This is a genomic window from Kribbella sp. NPDC050281 (genome assembly GCF_040655855.1).
Classification (GTDB): Bacteria; Actinomycetota; Actinomycetes; order Propionibacteriales; family Kribbellaceae; genus Kribbella.
In genome coordinates this window covers 108550-132053 of sequence record NZ_JBFAKS010000018.1, presented here as the reverse complement: position 1 = coordinate 132053, position 23504 = coordinate 108550, and the positions used below count along the sequence as shown (strand labels likewise).

Below are 23504 nucleotides of genomic sequence, written 5' to 3'. Positions count from 1 at the left end.
TCCAAAGAAATGGGGGCGATCCGGGTCAGGCGGGCTGGTGGTTCTGGTCCTGCGGCCGGGTCGCGGTCTCGACCCGTCGCACCAGCACAGTACCGACCTGGTTGCGGCGCCCCGACGGCCGCTCCGCCGTCAGCGACAATCCCTCGATCTCCACCTCGGCGCCGGGGATCGGCACCTTGCCGAGCAGTTTCGCCATCAGGCCGCCGACCGTGTCGACGTCGTCGTCGTCCAGCGGTACGCCGAACAGCTCGCCGAGCTCGTCGATCGGGAGCCGGCTGGAGACCCGGTACGCGCCGTCGGACAGCTCCTGCACCGAGTCCGGGTCCTCGTCGTACTCGTCGGTGATCTCGCCGACGATCTCCTCCAGGATGTCCTCGATCGTGACCAGGCCGGCTGTTCCGCCGTACTCGTCGACGACGATCGCGACGTGCATCCGGGCCGCCTGCATCTCGCGCAGCAACTCGTCGACCGGCTTGGAGTCCGGCACGTACATGCACGGCCGCATCACCGACTCGACCCGCTCGGTCGACTCGGCCTGCGCGTTGTCGTAGACGCGGCGCATCACGTCCTTGAGGTAGACGACGCCGAGGATGTCGTCCAGCGACTCACCGATCACCGGGATCCGCGAGTAGCCGGAGCGCAGCGCCAGCGAGGTGAGCTGACGCAGCTTCTTGTGCCGCTCGATGTAGACCATGTCGGTGCGCGGCACCATCACCTCGCGGACGATGGTGTCGCCGAGCTCGAACACCGAGTGGATCATCTGCCGCTCGCCGGACTCGATCACCGCGGACTTCTCGGCGTAGTCGACCAGCGCCCGCAACTCCGCCTCGGTCGCGAACGGGCCCTCGGCGAAACCCTTGCCCGGGGTGAGCGCGTTGCCGAGCAGGATCAGCACCTTCGGCAGCGGGCCGAGCACCCGGGTCAGCGCCATCACCGGACCGGCGGAGATGATCGCGAACCGGTCCGAGTGCTGCCGTCCCAGTGTCCGCGGGGCGACTCCGATGATGACGTACGAGACCAGCACCATCACCACAGCGGTGATCAGGACGTGCTCCCAGGTCACGTCGAAGACGTTCGACAGCGCCTGGGTGACCAGCACGATCGCGGTGATCTCGCAGCTCAGCCGGAGCAGCAGCAGCGAGTTCAGGTACCGCGGGGCGTCGGACAGCAGGTCCCGCAGCCGGACCGCGCGGAGGTTCCCCCGCTCGACCTGCTCGTTGGCCCGGACCTTCGAGTACGACGAGATCGCCGCCTCGGCACCGGCGAACAATCCGGCGAGCAGCACGAGCACCGCGGCCACGACCAGCAGGACGAGGTCCTGGGAGCTCACCGGAACGTCACTCCTGTCCGGCCAACTGGTTCGCCGGCGCTCGCCAGGCTTCCAGCAGGCGGCCCTGCACTTCCCACATCTCCGCCTTCTCGGCCGGCTCGGCGTGGTCGTAGCCGAGCAGATGCAGGATGCCGTGCACGGTCAGCAGCTCCAGCTCGGCCCACGTGCCGTGCCCGGCCTTGGCGCCCTGGGCGGCCGCCACGGTCGGGCAGAGCGCGATGTCTCCGAGATGACCGAGCGGAAGATCCGAGTCCTCGCCGTTGTCGGCGGACCCCGGCCGCAGTTCGTCCATCGGCCACGACATCACGTCGGTCGGACCGGGCAGGTCCAGGAACTCGACGTGGTACCGCGCCATCGTGTCCTCGTCGACCAGCTTGATCGACAGCTCACACTCCGGGTGCAGCCGCAGCGACGACATCACGAACCGGCTGAGCCGCATCAGTCCGTGCGCGTCGATCTCGACTCCGGACTCGTTGTTGACCTCGACGTTCATCTGCGCGGCTCGCCATTGCCTTCGTAGTTCTCGTAGGCGGAGACGATCCTGCCGACCAGCTTGTGCCGGACCACATCGTGGGAGGTGAGCCGGCAGAAGGTCAGGTCCTGGACGCCTTCGAGGATCTCCTGGACGACGCGCAGACCGGAGCTCGTGCCGGTCGGCAGGTCGACCTGGGTGACGTCGCCGGTGACGACCATCTTGGAGCCGAAACCGAGCCGGGTGAGGAACATCTTCATCTGCTCGGGCGAGGTGTTCTGTGCCTCGTCCAGGATGATGAAGGCGTCGTTCAGGGTCCGGCCGCGCATGTAGGCCAGCGGCGCGATCTCGATCGTGCCGGCCGTCATCAGCCGCGGGATCGACTCCGGGTCGAGCATGTCGTGCAGGGCGTCGTACAGCGGCCGCAGGTACGGGTCGATCTTCTCCGACAGCGTGCCGGGCAGGAAGCCGAGCCGCTCACCGGCCTCGACGGCCGGCCGGGTCAGGATGATCCGGTTGACCTCCTTGGCCTGCAGCGCCTGGACCGCCTTGGCCACCGCCAGGTACGTCTTGCCGGTACCGGCCGGGCCGATGCCGAACACGATCGTGTTCTTGTCGATGGCGTCGACGTACCGCTTCTGGTTCAGCGTCTTCGGCCGGATGGTGCGGCCGCGGCTGGACAGGATGTTCTGGGTCAGCACATCGGCCGGGCTCTCGGCCGTGGCGGACTTGATCATCGCGATGCTGCGCTCGACCGAGTCGGCGGTCAGCCCGTGCCCGGTCCGCACGACCGCGATCAGCTCGTCGATCAGCCGCTCGGCCAGGGCCAGCTCGGCCGGCTCGCCGTTGAGCGTGATCTCGTTGCCGCGGACCATGATGTCGGCGGCGAACTCCTTCTCGACGATGCGGAGGAACTCGTCCCGGGCTCCGAGCAGGGCCACCATGTCGATGCTGTTCGGCACGACGATCTTGTGCGACGCCTGCGCGCTGGTGGCGGTGCTCGATCGGGACAGCTCATCGCGTCCACGGCCGTTCGCGCGCGCCTCCGGTTCGATACTGCGTGGCCTGGACAGGCTCTTCCTCCTGATGCCGATGATCACTGACTGACTAACCCATGCTAGCCGTCTCCACTGACACCCTCACTTGTAATTCCCCGGAACACGCCCGAACCGCCCGAAACGGGGCCTGGTAGTTGTCAACCCGGGTGTGTTGTCAACCTGCAAGAGGGTCTCCGCGTCATCGTGTCGTGGCGCAACCAGCCGTGGTGTACGAAGAGTGCGTGACACATGAGTCCTCGTGGGATGCCGACGAGGCGTTGACGGCTGTCTACACGGCGCACTACACGTCGCTGGTCCGGCTCGGCGCCCTGCTGCTGCGCGACACCGGTACGGCGGAGGAGATCGTGCAGGACGCGTTCGTCGCGATGCACGGCCGCTGGCACCGGCTGCGCGACCCCCACAAGGCTCTCGCCTACCTGCGCACCGCGGTGGTGAACCGCTGTCGCTCCCGCCAGCGTCATCTGGTGGTCGTCGACAAGCACACGCCACGCTCGCTGCCGGACGCGCCGAGCGCCGAGCAGGCCGCGCTGCGGACGGCCGAGACCGACCGGGTGATCGAAGCGATGCGCACCCTGCCGGAGAAGCAACGCACCGTGATGGTGCTGCGGTACTACGGTGACCTCTCCGAAGCGGAGATCGCCGACTCGATGGGCATCAGCCGGGGATCGGTGAAGAGCCACGCCGCGCGGGCGACGAAGTCGCTGCGCCAGCTCCTGGAGCAGAACGTATGAACGAACATCCCAACGACTCGTTCGACGAGCTGATGCGGCGGTCCCTGCACGAGGAGGCCGACCGGGTCGAGCCGACCGACTCACTGCCCGAGATCCAGGCCCGCGCCCGGGCCCAGCGCCGTACGACGTCCCGGCGCCCGTGGGTGCTGACCGCGGGCGCTGCAATCGTCGGCACGGCGGCGGTGATCGGCGCCTTCACCGTCCTCGACGACAACACGAACACCGCAGGTGACAGCGGCGTCGCAGCCGGTCCGAGTACGTCGACCAGCGCCTCCGCACTGCCGTCGTCGACCACCCCACAGTCCAGCGCCTCGCCGAGCCAGCCGCCGCCAGAGCCGCCGACGGCACAGGCGACCTCGCTGCCGAAGGACCGCCGCGGTACGCCGGAGCCGATGGTGAAGGGAACCCTCGTCCCGGTCTACTGGCTCGGCGACAAGACCGCGGTCCGTCCCACTCCGGGAGCGACGACCAAGGCCACACCGAAGGTCCGGCTCTACCGCACCTGGGCGAAGGTGAGTGGCCGGCCCGCCGTCGAGGCGGTCCGGATCATGACGTCCAAGCAGCCCGGCGACCCTGACTACTACTCCGTGTGGCGGGGCGCCGAGATCAACACCGTCACCAGGTCCGACGGCACGGTCACCGTCGACTTCAAGCGGCTCCCGACGACGAAGCTCGACCCCGAGACCGCCGACGTGGCCGCCCAGCAGCTGATCTACACGGTGCAAGGCGCCCTCGACGACAGCAGCCAGCAGGTCCAGATCACCCAGGGCGGCCAGGTCGGTGCCCGGCTGTTCGGCCAGGTCGACACCAGTACGCCGCTCAGTCGCGCCCAGGCCGCCAACGTCCAGGCGCTGGTCTGGATCACCTCCCCGGCCCAGGGTCAGTTGACCAAGTCGATGGTCACCGTCGAAGGCACGGCCGCGGCGTACGAGGCGACGGTGAACTACGAGGCCACGAACCTGAAGACCCGCGAGGTACGGAAGGGCTACACGAACACCAAGGAGGGCCAGAAGTTCACGCCCTTCGCCTTCAACCTCAAGCTCACCCCCGGCCCCTGGCAGATCGAGGCCTTCCTCATCTCCCCCGGCGACGGCTCCACCACCGACGTCGACTCCAAGACCATCGAGGTCCGCTAGCAGGTTGTTTGCTCGCTGACCGGTTCTTTGACGCCGGCGATGAAACAACCCGCCAGCGGCAAGTCCGGATGCTAAGCCCAGCGGGAGCGCGAGAGGAGCGCGGCGGCTGCGGCTACGCCGGCGGTTGAGGTGCGGAGGACCGTGTCGCCGAGGCGGATGGGCTCGGCGGCGAAGGTGGCCAGCTCGGCCGGGGCGATGCCGCCTTCCGGGCCAATGACGATGACGATGTCGCCCTCGGTCGGGAGCTCGAGCGAGGCGAGCGGCGTCTTGGCTTCCTCGTGCAGTACGACGGGGAGTGCTGCGGCGGAAAGTAGTCGCGCGACCTCCGGCGTACTCGCGATGGGCTCCACGGTGGCGAACCAGGAACGGCGGGACTGTTTGCTCGCCTCGAACGCCCAGGCCTGCCACTTCCCGTACGTCTTCGCGGACCGCTCGGGGTTGTTGCGGAACTGACTCCGCTCCGCGTTCCACGGGACGATCACATCGACCCCGACCTCGGTCAGCATCTCCACCGCGAGCTCGGCCCGCTCCCGCTTCGGCAACGCCTGCACCACCACCAACCGAGGCAAAGCCGCCGCCTCGTGCCCACGCTGCTGCACCGACACGGTCACCCCGGCCTTGGACGCAGCCGTCACCGGGCCTTCGGCCCACGAGCCGCGACCGTCGGTCAACCGAATGCGCTCACCCGGCCCGATCCGCCGAACCACCGCCGCATGCCGGCCCTCCGGGCCGTCCAGGGTCAGTTCGTCGCCCACGAGTTCCGGCGCGAAGAAAACGGCAACGCCCACCAGCCCATCACCTTCCCGCGAGGCCGGCGGAGCCGGCCAAGCCTGTTTCAGTGGGCGCCGAAGGCGTCGCGGAGGCGGCCGAAGACGCCCTTGTGGGCGGCTTGGACCTGACCCTGGGGACGCTCCTCGCCACGAGCCTCGGCCAACTGCCGGAGCAGGTCGACCTGGGAGTCGTCCAGCCTGGTCGGAGTCTCGACGATGACCTGGACGATCAGGTCGCCGCGACCCGCGTGCCGCAGGCGCGGGACACCACGAGCCGTCAGTGTCATCGCCGTCCCGGACTGCGTGCCGGGCCGGATCTCCAGTGGCGTGGTCTCGCCCTCCAGCGTGGGCAGGTCGATCGTGGTGCCGAGCGCGGCCGCCGTCATCGGCAGCGTCACCGTGCAGTGCAGGTCGTCGCCGTTGCGGGTGAAGATGTCGTGCGGCTCGACCTCGATCTCGACGTACAGGTCGCCGGCCGGGCCGCCGCCGGGGCCGACCTCGCCCTGGCCGGACAGCTGCACCCGGGTGCCGCTGTCGACGCCACCGGGGATCTTGACCGTGACGGTCCGGCGGGACCGGACCCGGCCGTCGCCGGCGCACTCGACGCACGGGTTCGGGATCGTCGTACCGAAGCCGCGGCAGTTCGGGCACGGCCGCATGGTGCGGACCTCGCCGAGGAACGACCGCTGGGTGTGGGTGACCTCGCCCCGACCGTGGCAGATCTCGCAGGTGACCGGCTCGGAGCCGGCCGCCGCACCGGAACCCGAACAGGTCGGGCACAGTACGGCGGTGTCGACCTTCAGCTCCCGGGTGGTGCCGAATGCGGCCTCGGCCAGGTCGATCCGCAGCGGGATCAGTGCGTCCTGGCCGCGCCGGGTCCGCGGCCGCGGCCCGCGGGTGGCCCCGCCGGTCTGGCCGAAGAAGGCGTCCATGATGTCGGTGAACGTGAAGGCCTGGCCGAAGCCCGCGCCGCCCGGGCCGGCGCCCGCGGTCGCGAACGGGTCACCGCCGAGATCGTGCAGCTGCCGCTTCTGCGGGTCGCTCAGCACCTGGAAGGCGCGGCCGATCTCCTGGAACTTGTGGTGGGCGTCCTCGGAGTCGTTCACGTCCGGGTGGTACTGGCGTGCCAGCTTGCGGTACGCCTTCTTGATCTCGTCCGGCGTCGCGTCGCGGCTGACGCCCAGGACGGCGTAGTAATCGGTGCTCATACTCCAGACCAGGGGTTGGGTTCAGTCATTTAGGTGTCCGCCAAGATCTGGCTGACGTAGCGCGCGACGGCCCTCACGGCGCCCATCGTGCTCGGATAGTCCATGTGGGTCGGGCCGACGATGCCGAGCGTGGCCAGCGCCTCCGACTTGGACCCGTAGCCGGTCGCGACCACCGAGGTGGTGGCCAGTTCCTCGAACGGGTTCTCGTGCCCGATGCGGACCGTCAGGGTCTGCGGGTTGGTGGCCTCGCCGAGCAGCTTGAGCAGAATGACGTGCTCCTCCAGCGCCTCCAGCACCGGCTTCACGTTCCGCTCGAAGTCGTCGCCGTACCGGGTCAGATTGGCGGCGCCGCCGACCGCGATCCGCTGCTCGCCGACCTCGTCGGTGAACGTCTCCAGCAGCGTCGTCACGATCGCCGCGACCAGTGGCCGGTCCGCCGGGGCGAACAGGTCGGTGACCGCGGCCAGGGACGTGGTCGCCTCGGTCAGCCGCTGCCCGGAGAGTGCGGTGTTCAGCCGCGAGCGCAGGTCGGCGATCAGTTGCTCGTCGACGTCGTTCGTCTGCTCGACGATCCGCTGCTCGACCCGGCCGGTGCTGGTGATCAGCACCAGCAGCAGCCGGCGCGGGGTCATCGTGACGACCTCGATGTGCCGGACGCTGGAGCGGTTGAGCGACGGGTACTGCACGATCGCCACCTGGCGGGTGATCTGGGCCAGCAGCCGGACAGTACGGCGTACGACGTCGTCCAGGTCGACCGCGCCGGCCAGGAACGAGGTGATCGCCTTCTTCTCCGCCGGCGACAGCGTCTTGACCGTGCTCAGCTTGTCGACGAACAGCCGGTAGCCCGCGTCGGTCGGGATCCGGCCGGCGCTGGTATGCGGCTGGGTGATGTACCCCTCCTCCTCCAGCGCAGCCATGTCGTTACGCACGGTTGCCGGCGACACCCCGAGGTTGTGCCGGTCCACCAGCGTCTTCGAGCCGACCGGCTCATGGGTCGCCACGTAGTCCTCGACGATGGCGCGGAGAACATCCAGCTTGCGATCGTCCAGCACGCGCACCACCTCCCTCGCCTCGACGTACGACTCAGTGACCCTTGGCACTCAGTTGAAACGAGTGCCAGTCTACCGAGCCGTAGTAGCTCGCACCGACGCGTGACGGCGTGGGACGGGTCTCAAGCAAGCTCGGGGGACGCTCCCAACGGTACGGGCGCGGGCCGGGTGACTGTGCTCGCGACATCCACTGGCTGGTCCTGGGCTGCCGCTTCGAGCAAGGACTCGAGTACGTCGAGCACGTGGTAGGCCAGTGCACCGTCGGCCCGGTGCGGCTGACCGGTGCGGACCGCCCGGGCCATGTCCGCGACCCCGACGCCCCGGCCGGCTCCGGCGTACCCACCGGCGACCGGGACCTCTGCCCAGTCGCGGTTGGCAGCGGTAGCGATCTCGACCTTGCCATCGAACCCGTTCGGGTCGGGTACGGACAGGCTGCCCTCGGTCCCGTGCACCTCGATCCGCGGCAACCGCGTGGCCCAGATGTCGAACGACATCAGCACCGTGGTCAGCGCACCCGACTCGTGCTCCAGTACGCCGGTCACGTGCGTCGGCACCTGGACCGGGAATGTCTCGCCGGCTCGCGGACCGGTGTGGATCTTCCGCTCCTGCTTCGACTGACCGGCCCGCGCGGTGACGCGTCGTACCGGACCGAGCAGGGTCACCAGGCTCGTGACGTAGTACGGGCCCATGTCGAGGACCGGACCACCGCCGGGCTGGTAGTAGAACTCCGGCGCCGGGTGCCACAGCTCGTGCCCGGGCGTGACGAACGACGCAGTGGCAGCCGTCGGTACGCCGATGTCGCCGCGGTCAATGACAGCCCGGGCGGTCTGGGTGCCAGTGCCGAGCACAGTGTCCGGCGCGCAGCCGACACGGAGGTTGTTCGCGGCGGCGTACTTGAGCAGCGGCTCCGCCTCGGCCCGGTCCACGGCCAGCGGCTTCTCGCCGTACACGTGCTTGCCGGCTTCGAGCGCGGCCTGGTGCACCGGCGCGTGGGCGGCGGGGATGGTCAGGTTCAGCACGATCTCGACGTCGTCCGCGGCGTACAGCTCGTCCGGGGACATCGCGCGGACGGCAGGGTTGCTGTCGGCGATCGCCTGCGCGCGGCTGATGTCCAGGTCGGCGACCGCGACCACATCGACGCCAGGCAGCTTGGCCAGGTGGTCGAGGTAGGTGCCGGAGATGACGCCCGTACCGACGATGCCGATGCCCGTCACTTGCTCGCCCACAGCAGCCCCCGCTCGACGATGGTCCGCACCTCAGGTACTTCGAGGTCGTCCAGCTTGTGGCCGACGGTGCAGACGAAGACCTTGCCCGCGCCCCAGGTCCGGGTCCAGACGGCCGGCATCACGGCACCCTCGATCCACGGGTAGTCCGGATGCGAGCGGAACGTCGTCGTGGCGAGCACGGTGTTGGTCGGGTCGTAGTGCACGTAGTACTGCTCGGTGTGGACGTCGAAGTGGGTGATGCCCTCGACGATCGGGTGTTCCGCGACGACGTCGACGCGGTAGTCGGTGAAGCCGTGCGGGTGCGAGATGAACTGCCCGCCGGTGATGAAGCTGTAGTCGGCGTTGGCCCGGAACGAGTCGACGATGCCGCCGTGCCAGCCGGCGAACCCGGTACCGCGGCGGATCGCGGCCTCCAGGCCCTTGAAGTGGTCGGCGTCGATCTCGCTCATCGTGACGCACTGCAGCACCAGGTCGGTGCCGTCCAGGTCGAGGTAGCTCTCGGTGCTGTCCGAGACGGTCACCTCGTAACCGTTCTCTTCCAGGAACGGGATGAACAGGTCGGTCGCCTCGACCGGCGAGTGCCCTTCCCAGCCGCCCCGGACCACCAGTGCACGTCGTGTCGTCACGCCGACCGCCCTTCGAAAGTTTCGCTGCCGAGTTCGGAACCGTTGCGAACCGCCACCGTGACACTAGGCGCCGCCCGACCGCCCTTCAAGTGCGATTCCGTCCCCTGGATGCGACGGGACCGGTGGTCGGAGGGGATGTATTCGGCAAGTAATCTCGCTCCCATGAGTACGTGGGCCGAAGTCGGCGATCGTTGCTGGGTCCGCCGGTACGACGAATGGGACCTCAACGTCGGTCTGGTCGTCGGGGCGGACGGTGCGCTGGTGATCGACACCCGGGCGACGACCGAGCAGGCCGAGGAACTGCGGGACCACATCCGCGAACTGACCGATCAGCCGGTGCGCTGGGTCGTCAACACCCACGCGCACTTCGACCACGTCGCCGGGAACAGCGTCTTCGATCAGGCCGAGGTCATCGCCCACGAGAACGCCGCGACGGCCGCCGAACTGACGGCGCAGACCTTCGCGGTGGCGAGGGTGGTCGATCTCGGTGACCGCAGGGTCGAGTTGCTGCATCTGGGGAACGCGCACACCGATGGCGACGTGGTGGTCGTCGTACCGGATGCGGACGTGTACTTCGTCGGCGATCTGATCGAGGAGTCGGCGCCACCGTCGTACGGAGAGGACTCGTTCCCGCTGGAGTGGCCGGACACGATCGACCGGGTGATCGGGATGCTGTCCGGCTCGTCGAAGGTCGTCCCTGGTCACGGCGCGGTCGTCGACGCCGAGTTCGTGCGCGACCAGGCCGGCGACCTCGGCACCGTCGCCAACACCATCTCCGGTCTCCACCACGGCGGCACCCCGCTGGAGCAGGCTCTCGCCCACACCGACGACTGGCCGTGGCCGCTCGAGAAACTCCAGGACGCGATCAAGCGCGGCTACGAGGCACTCGGCACCCCGCGCCGCCCGACGCTGCCCCTGCTCGGCCCCGGCTGATTACCGCAAGTGCACGGGTCGGGCGATCAAGTTGTAGTTGTCCGTTGACACCGCGTCAGGTTTGCCGCACTTTGTTGCGAAGTGCGGCGCGAACCACGACCGGATGGGGTGGCAACCATGACCACGATCGAGCAGACCACTCATCCCGACGGCAGAGTCGAACTGGCTGATCCCGCCGTACTCGCGGACAGCCCGTACGCCAACGCGGAGCTCGCGCCGACCCGATTGCCCGAGCGGCACTGGACGACGTACAACTATGCGGCGCTGTGGATGGGAATGGCGCACAACATCCCCAGCTACCTGCTGGCCGCGGGTCTGGTCGCGCTCGGGATGAACTGGCTGCAGGCGTTCATCACGATCACGCTGGGGAACCTGATCGTGCTGGTCCCGCTGCTGCTGAACAGCCACGCCGGGACGAAGTACGGCATCCCGTTCCCGGTCTTCGCGCGCGCCTTCTACGGCGTCCGCGGCGCGAACTTCCCGGCCCTGTTGCGCGCGTTCATCGCGTGCGGCTGGTTCGGCATCCAGACCTGGATCGGCGGCCAGGCGATCTTCGTGATCGTCGGCGAACTGTTCGGCAACGGCTGGACGGAGGCGTCCGCGGTCGGCGGGCACCCGTGGACGATGTGGCTCAGCTTCGCGTTCTTCTGGGTGCTCCAGATGGTGCTGATCTGGCGCGGCATCGAGGGACTGCGGCGGTTCGAGAACTGGGCGGCGCCACTGGTCACGGTCGCGTTCCTGGCGCTGATGGTGGCGATCCTGGTCAAGGCCGGCGGGTTCGGCCCGATCCTGTCGCAGCCGTCGAAGCTCGGCTGGGATGCCGACTTCTGGAAGATCTTCGCGCCGTCGCTGATGGGCATGATCGCGTTCTGGGCGACGCTCAGCCTGAACATGCCGGACTTCACCCGGTTCGGTAAGGGGCAGCGCCAGCAGGTCGTCGGCCAGATCATCGGCCTGCCGACCACGATGTCGTTCATCGCGCTCGTCTCGATCATCACCACGTCCGGCACCGTGCTGGTCTACGGCACGGCGATCTGGGACCCGGTCGAGTTGACCCGCCGGTTCGAGAACCCGGTGGTCGTGACGATCGGCCTGGTGATGGCGATCCTGGCGACGATGTCGTGCAACGTGGCGGCGAACGTGGTCAGCCCGTCGTACGACTTCGCCAACGCCGTCCCGCGCTGGCTGAACTTCCGGACCGCCGGCCTGGTCACCGGCGTGATCGGCGTCGTGATCCAGCCGTGGCGGCTGATCTCCGACCCGTCGATCTACATCTTCGTCTGGCTGTCCTTCTACGGCGGCCTGCTCGCCTCGGTCGCCGGCGTACTGATCGCCGGGTACTGGCTGATCGACCGCACCAGCCTGTACCTCGCTGACCTCTACCTACCGGGCGGCCGCTACTGGTACTCGGCCGGCTGGAACTGGCGTGCGGTCGTCGCCACCGTCGTCGGTTCTGTCCTCGCCGTCGGCGGCGCGTACTCGAACCCCGGCGCCGGCCCGTTCCCGGAGGACGGCCTGATCCCCTTCCTCAAGCCGCTCTACGACTACTCCTGGGCCGTCGGCCTGGTCGCCGGCTTCCTCACCTATCTCCTGTTCACGATCGCTTCCACGTCCCGCCAACCCACCACAACCCAAGCCGCTCCCACGTTCTAACCCACCCCCTATCCCTCCCCCGTCTGCTGGGCTGACCCACCAGATGGTGGGTTGGCCACCGGCACGCGCCTGGCCCCTCCCCCGTCTGCTGGGCTGACCCACCAGATGGTGGGTTGGCCACCGGCACGCGCCTGGCCCCTCCCCCGCCTGCTGGGCTGACCCACCAGATGGTGGGTTGGCCACCGGCACGCGCCTGGCCAACCCCCCGTCTGCTGGGCTGACCCACCAGACGGCGGTAGCGGGTCTGTGGGGAAAGGGTGTGTGGCTGAGGTGGAAGGGAGGGGTGGGCGCATACGGTTGGGCGGTGGCTGACAGGTATGGGAACGACGTACTGAGTGGGGACTGGCGCAAGCCCAAGAACGGGCGGACCGTCGAGGTCGAGATCGAGAAGGGCATGGTCGTCGAGGAGCCGACCTCGGGGTTCGTCGGCGCGATCGTGCGCTGGGAACACGGTGTGGTCGATCTCGAGGACCGGTTCGGGAAGGTCCGCACGTACCCGCTCGGGCCTGGGTTCTGGCTGGACGGCAAACCGGTCAGCCTGAAGCCGCCGAAGAAGGCCGGGCCGGCGAAGAAGACGCGGACCGCGTCCGGTTCGGTGGCGGTGGACAACGTCCGGGCGAAGGTGGCCCGGGCCAGCCGGATCTACGTCGAGGGCCGGCACGACGCCGAACTGGTCGAGAAGGTGTGGGGCGACGACCTGCGGATCGAGGGCGTCGTGGTCGAGTACCTCGAAGGTGTCGACGACCTGCCCGGAATCGTCAACCGCTTCCAGCCCGGTCCGGGCCGCCGGCTCGGTGTTCTGGTGGACCACCTGGTCGAGGGGTCGAAGGAGTCGAAGATCGCGGCCCAGGTGACCAACCGGCACGTGCTGGTGGTCGGGCACCCGTTCATCGACATCTGGGAGGCGGTCAAGCCGTCGTCGGTCGGGATCAAGGCCTGGCCGCGAATCCCGCACGGGCAGGACTGGAAGAAGGGCGTGCTGCAGTCGTTCGGCTGGCCGGCCACCGATCAGGCCGATGTCGCCGCGGCCTGGAAACACATCCTGTCGAAGGTGACCAGCTTCGCCGATCTCGACCCGGCGCTGCTCGGCCGGGTCGAGGAGCTCATCGATTTCGTGACGCTGGACTGATCTCCGGCATCCGCCGTTCGACCCAGGCCTGGATCCGCCGCCGCGCACGCCGGACGTACCAGGTCACGGCACCGAGCACGGCGGTCGCCGCCAGCACCGCTCCGGCGAGAACTGCCGCGATGATCCGTACGGCGCTCTGCTCGACGAGCCCGGCGACGACCAGCAGCACCACACCAAGCACGATGCCCGCCACCGGCAACCACTGCTCGAAGACCAACGGGCGCTTGGCCGGCGTCACCTTGGCGCCACGCACCACACGGGTCCACACCGACTGCCGCGCCGGCTCGGTGAACCAGCGCGCGCACTGCAGCAACCACGAACCGGGCTTGTCCTTGCGGCCCGCCATCGCCTTCACCCAGTCGCCGACCTGCGGCCCGAGTCCGCTGGACACGTCGACCATCCGGTCCGCAAGGCCCTTCGTGGTCGCCCGGCCCTCGTCCGACTGGTTCAGCTCGTCGCGCATCGTGGTGAGCGCACCGAGACCCGCGCCCATCGGGAAGTCCTGGGCCAGCCGCTGGACGCGCTCGGCGACCGCCTCGACCTTCCAGTCCTCCGCTTTCAGGACCTGCCGTTGCGTCTCGCGAATCCAGTCCTCGTCGGCGCCGAGCATCGCGCCCAGGTGCGCGACACAGTGCAGTCGGCCCATCAGCCAGTCCCAGCGCCGCCAGTCCGCCGCACCGAACGCGCCGAAGTGCCCGACCTGCGACCCGTAGAGGATGCGGTCCTTGAGGTTGTTGGCGATCGAGCCTTCCGGCTGGTCGTCCAGCAGCGGCAGCGGGATGTCCGGCCCGAGCCGGAGGAACTGGAACGGCGCACTACGCTGCTGCGGCGTCCGCGCCGACGTACAGCGCGACACGATCTCCACCTCGAGGGCGGTCTCGACGAGGTCCCGCCCGACGGCCGCGATCAGCTCGGCGGACGTGTCGCCCAGCGCCCGCTGGATCTGCAGGTCGGTGAAGATGTCCTTCAGCCCGACCGCGACGGCCTCGGCGCCACCGGCCGGGCTGAGGTCGAGGTCGACCGCGGTCAGCCGCTCGGTGAGCGCGTCCCGCACAGCCTGCGTTTTCAGCAGAGCATCGCTGGCCGCCTTCAGTCGCCGTTCCAGCTCGGCCCGTTGCTCCTGCGGCGCCTCGCTGATCTGGTTGCGCAGCGACCGCAGGATCAGACGTACGACGCGCTCCGCCGCACCTGTCCCCCACAGCCAACTGGGGTTGCCCTCGGCATCGTTCTGCAGCGGAGCCGTCGAGCCGTCCGGATCGGGCACCCACGGGTGTTCGGTCCCGAGGATCTCGTCGACCTCCTGCTCGGACAGCGCGGTCGCCGCGTCGAGGACGGTCGACTGGTCGTGGCCGGCGATCGTCACCGCCTCCCAGACACCGCCGGCGGCGCGGCCCCGCGAGTACGTCGGCTGCAGTGCCTTGGCCGCCGCCCGCAGCCGGTCCCGCTCGACTGGTTGCTTCATGCAACGATCGAACAGCCGCTGGGTGTCGGACCAGGACGCGTCCGCCTCCAGCAGCAGCCGCTCGAGCTGCTCCACATCGGACCGGAAGTCGACCTCGCGCGGGAACTGTACGGCGGACAGCGCCGCCACCCGCCAGCTCGGCTCCTTCGCCTCCGGCAACGCCGTCGACGCACTCCCGATCCCGGCCGACGGTACGACGTACAACACGTAGCGGCTGGCTCGTCCGGCGACCGGTCGCCTGGCCACGACATCGAGGACCGGACCGAAGGGTGCGTTGTCCAGTACGCCGCCGTCCACCAGCCAGGCACCCGACTCCGCGTTCGCAGGCTGCACGCGAGGCGGTGAGTCGGCCAGATTCGGGGTCTCGAGCACCGGGCCGAACGCGGCCGGGAACGAGGCCGACGCGCGGGCCGCGCGCGCCAGCAGCTTGGTGTCGTTCAGCCCGTTCTTGTCCGCGACCGCGAAGGCCCGCTTCGATCCGTCGTACGTCGCCGCGTTCTCGCTGGTGAAGGCGAACAGGTACCGGTGGTCGGGTACGACGAATCGCTGCCCGGCGGCGTCTTTCGCCTCGAACTGCTGGACGCCCAGCCCGGACGCGGTGACGAACAGCGTGACCGGCTCCTCGGCCGCCGTCTCGCCCGCGTCGACGACGCCCTTGAGCAGACTGTCGAGCTCCTGCAGGAAGTACTTGCCGTCCAGCACCGAGGTGGACTTCTTGCCGCCCGACGGCACCAGCTTGCCGACCTCGAGCGACCCGAGCGCGACCCACTTCTGCCGCAGCCAGGGCCCGTGCTCGCCGTCCGGGTCCAGGGTCGAACCGTTCGAGATCGCTGTCGCGAGCAACGACCCGTTCAGTCCGCCGGCGCTCGTCCCCGCGATCACGTCGACGACCACGCGCCGGTTCTCGTCACCGCGCCGGCACAGCTCACGCCAGCGCTCGGCCAGGACCTCGTCGTACGGCTGTGGACCGGGCGCGCTGCTGGAGCCGGACGCACGCCGGATCAGATCCAGCTCGTGGGTCACCCCACCCATCCAGACGGCCAGGCTGACCCCGCCGTTCAGGACCAGCGCGATCCGGATCTCGTGGTCGGTCATCCGTTCCCTTTCCCTGGGGGACCTCACGGGCGTGACGCGATACGACAATCGTCGCAGCGGAGAGTGAACAACGGGGTGACATTACTCTTGGCGCGGCTCAGCTCAGGCGGAGTCGCGGACGATCAGTTCGGTCCCGTAGATCTCCGGGCTGGTGAGCTTCGCGCCGCCGATCTTGGCGAGCAGGATCTCGGCCAGCCGGGCACCCAGCTTCTCCACCGGCTGCCGCACGGTGGTCAGCCTCGGTGTGGTCGTGGTCGCGAGCACAGAGTCGTCGAACCCGACCACCGCGACGTCGTCCGGCACCCGCCGGCCGCGCTGCGACAACACCCGCAGCGCCGCGGTCGCCATCAGGTCGGAAGCGACGAACAGACCGTCCAGGTCGGGGTGCTCGTCGAGCAGCCGTATCGCTGCCTGCTCACCACCGTCGGCGGTGAAGTCCCCGAACGCGACGGCCTCGGGCAGCTTGGCTGCCTTCATCACATCCTGGTACCCGGTCAGCCGATCGAGGCCGGCGGTCATGTCGAGCGGACCGGTGATCGTCCCGAGCTTGCGGCGCCCGATCGACAGCAGGTGCTCCACCGCCGTCCGCGCGCCCGCGACGTTGTCCACGTCCACACTGGCCACCGGTACGTCGACACCGATCGGCCGGGCACTGAACACGATCGGCAAGGGCAGCTGCGTCAACTCCTGCAGCACGTTGTCGCGGCCGTGGTGGCTGACGATGATCGCCCCGTCGACGTGGCCGCCGCGCAGGTAGCGCAGCAGGCGCTGGTCGTCGGCCTCGGCCGGCTCGATCAGCAGCACCAGTTGCGACGACGTCGGCGCAAGCGTCCGGCTGACACCACGCAGGATGCCGGCGAAGAACGGGTCGGAGAAGACGCGGCTGTCCGGTTCCGGTACGACGATCGCGATCGAGTCGGTCTTGCGCGTCACCAGCGCACGGGCGGCGCGGTTCGGCACGTAGCCGAGTTCGCCGATCGCCCGCTCGACCGCGGCCACCGTCTGCGGCAGCACCTTCGGCGAGCCGTTCACCACCCGCGAAACGGTCGCCCGAGAGACACCGGCGAGCGCCGCGACCTGCTCCAGCGTGGGAGAACCCGAGTGGTCCATCGGCCCTCCCCGCCTCGGTTGATGTGCCTTCACACCGTAGTACTTCGGCCGGGCGTTCGCGCGCCGCCGGCGGCCGGGGTGTCAGCCACTCTTCCGGGTGTTCGCGGCCTTGTCGGCGAGGTCGAGCGCCTGCCTCCAGGCCGCGTCGGGAGCCTGCTTGCCGTCGTCGACCGTGGTCAGTGCGGCGCTGAACACCTGGTTGATCTCACCGTCGCGTGGTCCCTTGTGCTGCTTGAGGATCACGTTCTTCGCGCGGTTGACGAAGATCTGCCCGACCGGCGCGTTGTTGAAGTACGGGTTCACCTGCGACTTGACCTGCGGATCGTCGTACGCGTCGAGGGTCGAGGGGAACGAGCCGACCTTCTTGAACACCTTGATCTGCTGCTCGGGCGCGGTCAGCCAGGCGGCCAGCCGGGCCGCCTCGACCGGTTGCGTCGACTGCTTCGGCACGGTCAGATACGAACCGCCCCAGTTGCCGCCACCGCCGGGGAACACGTCGGCGACGTCCCACTTGCCCTTGCCGTAGCTGCCCGCGTTGCCCTGGATCACCCCGAGCAGCCAGCCGGGGCAGGCCATCGTCGCGAACCTGTCGGTGCGGAACGCCTTGTTCCACTCGTCGCTCCAGGCCGGCAGCCCGGCGGACAGGCCGTCGGCGGTGCCCTTCACCACCTGGTCCCAGGTCTTCTTCAGCAGCGGGTTCTCCGCGCCGAGGAAGCGGTCCTGGTTGGAGTAGTAGGCCTGGATCAGCTGGTTGCGCATCGCCTCCCAGGTCAGTACGGCGGAGTCGTACCAGGCCGAGCCGGGCACCTTCTGCTTGAACTTCCGGCCGGTGGCGAAGTACGACGACCAGTCGGTGAACAGCTTGGCGACCTGAGCCCGGTCCGTCGGCAGCCCGGCCTTCGCGAACAGGTCGCGGCGGTAGCAGATCGCCTCCGGCCCGATGTCGGTGCCGTACCCGATGATCTTGCCGTCCGCGGTGGTCGCGCCGGCGACCTTCCAGTCCAGCCAGCGGTCCTTCAGGTCGTTGGCGCCGTAGTCGCGCAGGTCGACGAACTGGTCCGCCTTGGCCAGGTAGTTGTAGATCCAGCTGACCTCCATCGCCTCGATGTCGGCCAGACCGGACCCGTTCGCCAGGTTGGTGTCCAGGTTCTTGATGTGCGCGTCGACGGTGGGCGCGCGGCGCTCGACGATCTTGATGTTCGGGTGCTGGGCCTCGTACTCGCGGTACAGGTCCTCGTAGCCGAACTCGTTGAAGGTGGCGATGGTCAGTTCGATCTTCGGGCCGTCGCCGGCATCGTTGCCTGAGGCATCCGATCCCCCGGGCCCACCGCAGGCGGAGGCGAGCAGGACGGCCGTACAAGCACACAGCAGTGCGATGGGGCGGAGGCCGGCACCGTTTCTGGGCCGCATCAAAAGCTCCCTGGACTGGACGGAGTTGAGAGCGCTCTCGGATCGCGAAAGTGTGCTGAGTTTCAAGCGTCGCGACTGGGTATGTCAAGCACTTCGTCGTCACGCAGCGAAACGAGACCGACCAGGTCAGTACATACTTCCGCGTGTCGTCACGCAGCGAACCGCGTCGATCACCGAACGCTGACCACAGGGAGTGATCTCAGGACGCTAGGGCAGCAGGTCCCGGACGACCGCGTCGGCGAGGAGTCGGCCCTTGCGGGTGAGGACCAGACGGTCCGCCTCCCGCGTCACCAGGTCGGGCATCCGCTCCGCCGCGGCTCTGCCTTCGTCGTCGAGTACGTCGAGTGGGAGGCCGGCGGACAACCGGATCTCGAGCAGGACACGTTCCACCCGGCGGGTTTCGGTGTCGAGGATTTCCCGTGCATACGCCGGACTGTCGCCGACGCCGAGGCGGTCGGCGTACGCGCTGGGATGCTTGACGTTCCACCAGCGAACGCCGCCGACGTGGCTGTGCGCGCCGGGGCCGATCCCCCACCAGGTGTCGCCGCGCCAGTAGAGCTCGTTGTGCCGGCAGCGGGCGTCCTCGGTGCGGGCCCAGTTGGAGACCTCGTACCAGGTCAGACCTTGGGCGGACAGCATCTCGTCGGCCAGCACGTACTTGTCGGCGAGGTCGTCGTCGTCCGGCATCGGCAGCTCGCCGCGCCGGACCCGGCGGGCCAGTTGGGTCCCGTCCTCGACGATCAGCGCGTAGGCGCTCACGTGATCAGGCTGTGCCGACAGCGCCGACTCGAGCGAGGCCCGCCAGTCGTCGAGTGACTCGCCGGGGGTGCCGTAGATCAGGTCCAGGTTGACGTGCTCGAACCCGGCCGCGGTCGCTTCCTTCACCGCGTCGAGCGCTCGGCCGGGCGTGTGCTGCCGGTCGAGAATCTTCAGCACGTGCGACGAGGCGCTCTGCATGCCGAAGCTCACCCGGGTGAACCCGGCCTCGAGCAGACCTTCGAGGTACGCCGGATCCACCGACTCCGGATTGGCCTCCGTCGTCACCTCGGCGCCCGGCGCCAGTCCGAACTCGTCGCGTACCGCGGCCAGCATCTTCCCGAGGTCCTTGGCCGGCAGGAGAGTCGGCGTACCGCCGCCGAAGAACACCGTGTCGACGGGTTGATCCAGGCTCTGGAGGACTCGCCGAGCCATCCGCACCTCGCCGATCGCGGTGTCGGCGTACGACGCCTGGGACGCGCCGCCACCGAGCTCCTTCGCGGTGTACGTGTTGAAGTCGCAGTACCCGCAGCGGGACGCGCAGAACGGCACATGGAGGTAGAACCCGAGCGGCCGCGTGGCGGCCTCGCGAACTGCGGTTTCCGGCAGCGCCCCGTCCCGGGGCGCAACCTCCCCCTCGGGCAATGTCGACGGCACCCACCCATCGTACGGACTCGATCTTGACGGGATCGCCGCGGAGTTGTGCTGGCAGAGAGTGGTCGCTTGGTTACATTCGGATCATGGAGACCGAGGCTCAGCCGGTGGGACGTGGCACGCGGAACGCCGTCGTGGTCGCGATCATGCTCGGAATGTTGCTCGCGGCCCTCGATCAGACGATCGTGGCGACCGCGCTGCCGACCATCGTCAGCGACCGGCCCGCGGTCCGTCACGGGTAGTGGAGGGTGGTGAGGAGTTGGGGGTGCAGGTTGGCGTTGGAGTAGAGGCCGCCGCCTTGGTCGCCGGTGTGGGTTCCGGTTGGGTTGGTGAAGCGGCCGCCGGCTTCTTCGACGAGGAGGATCCAGGGCGCGTGATCCCAGATGTGGTAGCGCTCCACCAGGAAGGCATCGAGCTCGCCACGAACGAACTCGATCAGCGGGAGAGGGGTGGCCGGTGGGTGGGCCACGCCCGGTGCCAGGCGGGCTCTGGACGCGGCGTCCAGAGCCTCGATCCGAGCATCAGCCAAGCTTGACGTGGTGCTGACCTCGAGGCGCTTCGGTTCGGCCGCCTCGCGTGGCCAGGAGGACTCGAAGGAACCGCCGCCGCGGGTCGCCCACCAGCAGCGTCGCAGCGCAGGCGCGGTGACGACCGCGATCTCGATGCTCCCGGCAACCTCCAGTGCAATCTGAACCCGCCAGTTCGGATCATGCCGGCTGAAGTACGACGTACCGTCGATCGGATCGATGATCCAGACCCGATCGGATTCACCGAGCCGACCGAGTTCCTCGCCGAGGAGCGCATCGTCCGGCCTCGCCGCAGACAACGTGTCGCGAACCAATCGCTCGACCGCCCGATCAGCTTCCGTGACTGGGCTGCCGTCAGCCTTCAGCGTTGCCGAAACGCCGGACTCGAAGTACCCGAGTGCAACGTCCGCCGCCAGATCCGAGGCGTCGAACGCGAGTTGCAAGTCATCAGCGCCGCCCACAATCAACGACGCTATCAGCCCGGACCGCCGGCTCGACCTGCCGTACATCATCATGGACCGGGTGAGCGATGAGTCCGTGAAGGTGCGCGTTCAGATGTCCTGATGGTTGAGAGAGAGGATGCGGTGGGTAGTGCCTGAGCTTTCTGAGTGGCCTGGGGATCGGGAAGACATTGCCGGCCTGTCGGCGTGGGTGGGCTCAGTCTTGCCGGGGGTGGTTCGGGGGCCCGTTGAGGTGCTCAGGGTGAAGCGGTGGGGAGCTACCGGGTTGTTCCAGGTGGACGGCGAGTACGTCGTCGTCAAGCACGCCTCTCCGGTCGTGTACCCGCATGCCGCCGCCGTACATCGGGCGGTTGAGCGCGCGTACCCGCAGGCAACGGCGGCGCTGCTTGCGCATGACGATGATCCTGTCTGGCAGCGCAGCGTTTTCGCGTTTGTGAGCGGCCCGACTGTGGAGAAGACGGGACCCGCTGCCCTGGTGACGCAGGCGAGGACGCTCGGTGAGGTGCAAAGCGCGATGGCCGACGCTGAGCTCAGTGGCCTGCCGCAGTACGACCTGTCCGCGATCCCGGAGACTCTACTGACGGACCTCAGCCGTGTGGCCGATCTGGACGACGACTTGGTCGCCGGGCTGCGTCGTCACCTTCCCACCCTGCAGCGCGGCATCGAGGAATTGACCGCGGTCGTGCCGAGCTCGATCGATCACCCGGATGTCCAGGGCACCAACGGTCTGGTGCGAGACGACGGGTCTGTAGTTCTGCTCGACTGGGAAGAGGCCAGAGTCGGTTGCCCGCTGCTTTCCCTGGATCGACTGCTGCAGGAGGCGGACGAGTTGGGCAACGTCCCCGACGTACTGTCGGCGTACCTGGACGCCGTACCGTGGGGAAGCGCCGCCGAGAGGCGCCGGCTGGCGGGGATCGCGCTGCAGGTCGCGCCGCTGAAACTGGCGGTCGAGGCTCGCGAGTACGCCGAAGTCCTCGACCTACCCGATCCACACACCAGATACGTAACGCGCCTCGTCACCCGAAGCCTGTCCCGCATCCCCGCCTAGTGGCCGGCGCTCAACTGCCCGGCCAGGCGCTGGTGGCGTTCCGCGCTGGAAGGGTTCAGGCCGACGATGCGGACGGTCTTGCCGTACCGCTCGTACTTCGTGGTGATCGCGTCCAGGGTCGCCACGGTCGACGCGTCCCAGATGTGGGAGTCGGTCAGGTCGATGACCACGTTCGCGGGGTCGCCCCGATAGTCGAACTGGTAGACCAGATCGTTGCTGGAGGCAAAGAAGAGCTCACCGGTGACGGCGTACGTCTTGGTGTTCTCGTCGGGGTCAGCCACCTCGCTGACGGTGGTGAAGTGGGCGACGCGGCGCGCGAACAGCACCATCGCGACGAGGACACCGACGACGACCCCGATGGCGAGGTTGTGGGTGATGACGACGATCACGACGGTCGACAGCATCACGATCGTTTCACTGCGCGGCATCCGGCGCAGCGTCTTGGGCTGAATGCTGTGCCAGTCGAACGTGCCGACCGAGACCATGATCATCACCGCGACCAGCGCGGCCATCGGGATGTCACCGACGAGGTCTCCGAGGCCGACGACGAGGATCAGCAGGAACACGCCGGCCAGGAACGTGGAGATCCGGGTCCGGGCACCGGAAGCCTTCACGTTGATCATCGTCTGGCCGATCATCGCGCAGCCGCCCATCCCACCGAAGAAGCCGGTGATGATGTTCGAGACGCCCTGCCCCCAGGCTTCGCGGGTCTTCACCGAGTGCGTGTCGGTGATGTCGTCGACGAGCTTGGCGGTCATCAGGGATTCGAGCAGCCCGACGAGAGCCATCGCGACGGCGTACGGCGCGATGATGCGCACCGTGTCGAGGTTCAGCGGCACGTCCGGGAAGAAGAGTGACGGCAGGCTGTCGGGCAGTTTGCCCTCGTCCCCCACGGTCGGCACAATCACCGAGGTCAGCGCCACGAACAGCGTGACGGCGAGGATGGCGATCAGCGGGGCCGGGACCGCCTTGGTCAGCTTCGGCAGGAACACCATCACCGCGATGCCGGCCGCGACCAGCGGGTAGACCAGCCAGGGGACGTGGGTCAGGTGTGGAAGCTGCGCCAGGAAAATGAGGATCGCGAGCGAGTTGACGAAGCCGACCATGACCGAGCGAGGGATGAACCGCATCAGCCGGGCGACGCCGAGGACGCCCAGGACGACCTGCAGGATCCCGGCCAGGATCACCGTGGCGACGAAGTACTCGAAGCCGTAGTTGCGCATCACCGGCGCGATCACCAGCGCGACCGCTCCGGTGGCCGCGGAGATCATCGCCGGGCGTCCGCCCAGGAACGCGATCGACACCGCCATCGTGAACGAGGCGAACAGCCCGACCCTCGGGTCCACGCCGGCGATGATCGAGAAGCTGATCGCCTCGGGAATCAGCGCCAGCCCGACGACGAGGCCGGCCAGCACCTCCGTCCGCAGGCGCCGTGGGGAACGCAGCGCCGCCAGGACGGACGTGACGTCGGTCGGGGACGAAACGGATTCGGGCGTGGCTGACTCAGGCGTCAGCGAGGTCATGCGGTCTCCAGACACAGGCACAGGCGGGCCTCAGGGCAGACCGGCTCCTGCGCGTCCTTGCGCGGGCGTCACAGCTCGAGGGTCGCTTGATCGGGACAGGCGGGGTGAGGTGCAGACAGGCAGGTGAGGAGCACCAG

The 23504-nt window shown here is 68.6% G+C and carries 22 protein-coding genes; 8 read left to right on the top strand and 14 right to left on the bottom strand.

The window, feature by feature from the left end:
* Positions 1–25 precede the first annotated feature (25 nt).
* From AB0I34_RS21095 to AB0I34_RS21085, 3 genes are read right to left on the bottom strand one after another with little or no spacing between them, the layout of a single operon-like run.
* Positions 26–1330, bottom strand: coding sequence for a hemolysin family protein (locus tag AB0I34_RS21095; protein ID WP_360447333.1), 1305 nt, complete (start codon positions 1328–1330; stop codon positions 26–28).
* A gap of 7 nt (positions 1331–1337) precedes the next feature.
* Entirely contained in the window at positions 1338–1823 is a 486-nt protein-coding gene (gene ybeY / locus AB0I34_RS21090; RefSeq protein WP_360447331.1) for an rRNA maturation RNase YbeY, read from the bottom strand.
* Positions 1820–2746, bottom strand: coding sequence for a PhoH family protein (locus AB0I34_RS21085; protein ID WP_360447387.1), 927 nt, complete (start codon positions 2744–2746; stop codon positions 1820–1822). Before AB0I34_RS21085 ends, ybeY begins: the two co-directional genes overlap by 4 nt.
* On the opposite strand from AB0I34_RS21085, the gene AB0I34_RS21080 reads away from it, so the two are divergent.
* The 3 genes from AB0I34_RS21080 to AB0I34_RS21070 all read left to right on the top strand — a co-directional run bounded on the left by AB0I34_RS21080 (position 2745) and on the right by AB0I34_RS21070 (position 4727).
* A complete protein-coding gene (locus AB0I34_RS21080; RefSeq protein ID WP_360447329.1) occupies positions 2745–2909 on the top strand; it encodes a hypothetical protein in 165 nt (54 codons plus the stop codon). The genes AB0I34_RS21085 and AB0I34_RS21080 overlap by 2 nt on opposite strands.
* A 172-nt stretch (positions 2910–3081) precedes the next feature.
* Positions 3082–3591: a SigE family RNA polymerase sigma factor gene (locus AB0I34_RS21075; RefSeq protein WP_360447327.1), complete on the top strand. Its 510-nt coding sequence runs from the start codon at positions 3082–3084 to the stop codon at positions 3589–3591.
* The gene (locus AB0I34_RS21070) at positions 3588–4727 is read left to right on the top strand and encodes a Gmad2 immunoglobulin-like domain-containing protein (RefSeq protein ID WP_360447325.1); all 1140 of its coding nucleotides are present in this window, start codon (positions 3588–3590) and stop codon (positions 4725–4727) included. The genes AB0I34_RS21075 and AB0I34_RS21070 overlap by 4 nt, the downstream gene beginning before the upstream one ends.
* A gap of 71 nt (positions 4728–4798) precedes the next feature.
* On the opposite strand, the gene AB0I34_RS21065 is transcribed toward AB0I34_RS21070, so the two are convergent.
* From AB0I34_RS21065 to AB0I34_RS21045, 5 genes are all read right to left on the bottom strand, one after another.
* The gene (locus AB0I34_RS21065) at positions 4799–5515 is read right to left on the bottom strand and encodes a 16S rRNA (uracil(1498)-N(3))-methyltransferase (RefSeq protein WP_360447323.1); all 717 of its coding nucleotides are present in this window, start codon (positions 5513–5515) and stop codon (positions 4799–4801) included.
* A 47-nt stretch (positions 5516–5562) separates the two neighbouring features.
* On the bottom strand, positions 5563–6705 hold the full coding sequence (gene dnaJ / locus AB0I34_RS21060; RefSeq protein WP_360447321.1) for a molecular chaperone DnaJ: 1143 nt from the start codon (positions 6703–6705) through the stop codon (positions 5563–5565).
* Positions 6706–6734: 29 nt separating this feature from the next.
* Entirely contained in the window at positions 6735–7757 is a 1023-nt protein-coding gene (gene hrcA, locus AB0I34_RS21055) for a heat-inducible transcriptional repressor HrcA (protein WP_360447385.1), read from the bottom strand.
* A gap of 119 nt (positions 7758–7876) precedes the next feature.
* Complete coding sequence (locus tag AB0I34_RS21050; protein WP_360447319.1) at positions 7877–8980, bottom strand: Gfo/Idh/MocA family oxidoreductase; 1104 nt, start codon at positions 8978–8980, stop codon at positions 7877–7879.
* The gene (locus tag AB0I34_RS21045) at positions 8965–9606 is read right to left on the bottom strand and encodes a ThuA domain-containing protein (protein ID WP_360447317.1); all 642 of its coding nucleotides are present in this window, start codon (positions 9604–9606) and stop codon (positions 8965–8967) included. Before AB0I34_RS21045 ends, AB0I34_RS21050 begins: the two co-directional genes overlap by 16 nt.
* Positions 9607–9768: 162 nt before the next feature.
* Between AB0I34_RS21045 and AB0I34_RS21040 the strand changes: the two genes are divergently transcribed.
* From AB0I34_RS21040 to AB0I34_RS21030, 3 genes are all read left to right on the top strand, one after another.
* Complete coding sequence (locus tag AB0I34_RS21040; protein WP_360447315.1) at positions 9769–10539, top strand: MBL fold metallo-hydrolase; 771 nt, start codon at positions 9769–9771, stop codon at positions 10537–10539.
* Positions 10540–10656: 117 nt separating this feature from the next.
* Positions 10657–12192: an NCS1 family nucleobase:cation symporter-1 gene (locus AB0I34_RS21035; RefSeq protein ID WP_360447313.1), complete on the top strand. Its 1536-nt coding sequence runs from the start codon at positions 10657–10659 to the stop codon at positions 12190–12192.
* A gap of 304 nt (positions 12193–12496) precedes the next feature.
* On the top strand, positions 12497–13321 hold the full coding sequence (locus AB0I34_RS21030) for a DUF3097 domain-containing protein (RefSeq protein WP_360447311.1): 825 nt from the start codon (positions 12497–12499) through the stop codon (positions 13319–13321).
* On the opposite strand, the gene AB0I34_RS21025 is transcribed toward AB0I34_RS21030, so the two are convergent.
* The 4 genes from AB0I34_RS21025 to hemW form a co-directional block, all read right to left on the bottom strand.
* The gene (locus AB0I34_RS21025; RefSeq protein WP_360447309.1) at positions 13296–15878 is read right to left on the bottom strand and encodes a DUF3376 domain-containing protein; all 2583 of its coding nucleotides are present in this window, start codon (positions 15876–15878) and stop codon (positions 13296–13298) included. The genes AB0I34_RS21030 and AB0I34_RS21025 overlap by 26 nt on opposite strands.
* 102 nt (positions 15879–15980) lie before the next feature.
* Positions 15981–16988 carry a LacI family DNA-binding transcriptional regulator gene (locus AB0I34_RS21020; RefSeq protein ID WP_360447307.1) on the bottom strand — a complete coding sequence of 336 codons (1008 nt, stop codon included), beginning with the start codon at positions 16986–16988 and terminating at the stop codon, positions 15981–15983.
* A gap of 81 nt (positions 16989–17069) precedes the next feature.
* Positions 17070–18398, bottom strand: a complete 1329-nt coding sequence (locus AB0I34_RS21015) for an extracellular solute-binding protein (RefSeq protein WP_360447305.1) — start codon at positions 18396–18398, stop codon at positions 17070–17072.
* A gap of 207 nt (positions 18399–18605) precedes the next feature.
* Complete coding sequence (hemW, locus tag AB0I34_RS21010) at positions 18606–19811, bottom strand: radical SAM family heme chaperone HemW (RefSeq protein WP_360447303.1); 1206 nt, start codon at positions 19809–19811, stop codon at positions 18606–18608.
* An 83-nt stretch (positions 19812–19894) separates the two neighbouring features.
* On the opposite strand from hemW, the gene AB0I34_RS21005 reads away from it, so the two are divergent.
* Positions 19895–20050: a hypothetical protein gene (locus AB0I34_RS21005; protein ID WP_360447301.1), complete on the top strand. Its 156-nt coding sequence runs from the start codon at positions 19895–19897 to the stop codon at positions 20048–20050.
* On the opposite strand, the gene AB0I34_RS21000 is transcribed toward AB0I34_RS21005, so the two are convergent.
* A complete protein-coding gene (locus AB0I34_RS21000) occupies positions 20041–20796 on the bottom strand; it encodes an inositol monophosphatase (RefSeq protein ID WP_360447299.1) in 756 nt (251 codons plus the stop codon). The genes AB0I34_RS21005 and AB0I34_RS21000 overlap by 10 nt on opposite strands.
* 241 nt (positions 20797–21037) lie before the next feature.
* Between AB0I34_RS21000 and AB0I34_RS20995 the strand changes: the two genes are divergently transcribed.
* Positions 21038–21844, top strand: coding sequence for a hypothetical protein (locus AB0I34_RS20995; protein ID WP_360447297.1), 807 nt, complete (start codon positions 21038–21040; stop codon positions 21842–21844).
* Here the strand turns inward: AB0I34_RS20995 and AB0I34_RS20990 are convergent.
* Entirely contained in the window at positions 21841–23367 is a 1527-nt protein-coding gene (locus tag AB0I34_RS20990; protein ID WP_360447295.1) for a SulP family inorganic anion transporter, read from the bottom strand. The two genes, AB0I34_RS20995 and AB0I34_RS20990, sit on opposite strands and share 4 nt — an antisense overlap.
* Positions 23368–23504: the final 137 nt, after the last annotated feature.

What these genes read in the sequence shown, in the direction of transcription:
- ybeY (WP_360447331.1), bottom strand. Translation starts at nt 1,823, where the DNA reads ATGAACGTCGAGGTCAACAACGAGTCCGGAGTCGAGATCGACGCGCAC.
- AB0I34_RS21080 (WP_360447329.1), top strand. Translation starts at nt 2,745, where the DNA reads ATGTCGATGCTGTTCGGCACGACGATCTTGTGCGACGCCTGCGCGCTG.
- AB0I34_RS21085 (WP_360447387.1), bottom strand. Translation starts at nt 2,746, where the DNA reads ATGGTGGCCCTGCTCGGAGCCCGGGACGAGTTCCTCCGCATCGTCGAG.
- AB0I34_RS21070 (WP_360447325.1), top strand. Translation starts at nt 3,588, where the DNA reads ATGAACGAACATCCCAACGACTCGTTCGACGAGCTGATGCGGCGGTCC.
- dnaJ (WP_360447321.1), bottom strand. Translation starts at nt 6,705, where the DNA reads ATGAGCACCGATTACTACGCCGTCCTGGGCGTCAGCCGCGACGCGACG.
- AB0I34_RS21040 (WP_360447315.1), top strand. Translation starts at nt 9,769, where the DNA reads ATGAGTACGTGGGCCGAAGTCGGCGATCGTTGCTGGGTCCGCCGGTAC.
- AB0I34_RS21035 (WP_360447313.1), top strand. Translation starts at nt 10,657, where the DNA reads ATGACCACGATCGAGCAGACCACTCATCCCGACGGCAGAGTCGAACTG.
- AB0I34_RS21025 (WP_360447309.1), bottom strand. Translation starts at nt 15,878, where the DNA reads ATGACCGACCACGAGATCCGGATCGCGCTGGTCCTGAACGGCGGGGTC.
- AB0I34_RS21020 (WP_360447307.1), bottom strand. Translation starts at nt 16,988, where the DNA reads ATGGACCACTCGGGTTCTCCCACGCTGGAGCAGGTCGCGGCGCTCGCC.
- AB0I34_RS21015 (WP_360447305.1), bottom strand. Translation starts at nt 18,398, where the DNA reads ATGCGGCCCAGAAACGGTGCCGGCCTCCGCCCCATCGCACTGCTGTGT.
- AB0I34_RS21005 (WP_360447301.1), top strand. Translation starts at nt 19,895, where the DNA reads ATGGAGACCGAGGCTCAGCCGGTGGGACGTGGCACGCGGAACGCCGTC.
- AB0I34_RS20990 (WP_360447295.1), bottom strand. Translation starts at nt 23,367, where the DNA reads ATGACCTCGCTGACGCCTGAGTCAGCCACGCCCGAATCCGTTTCGTCC.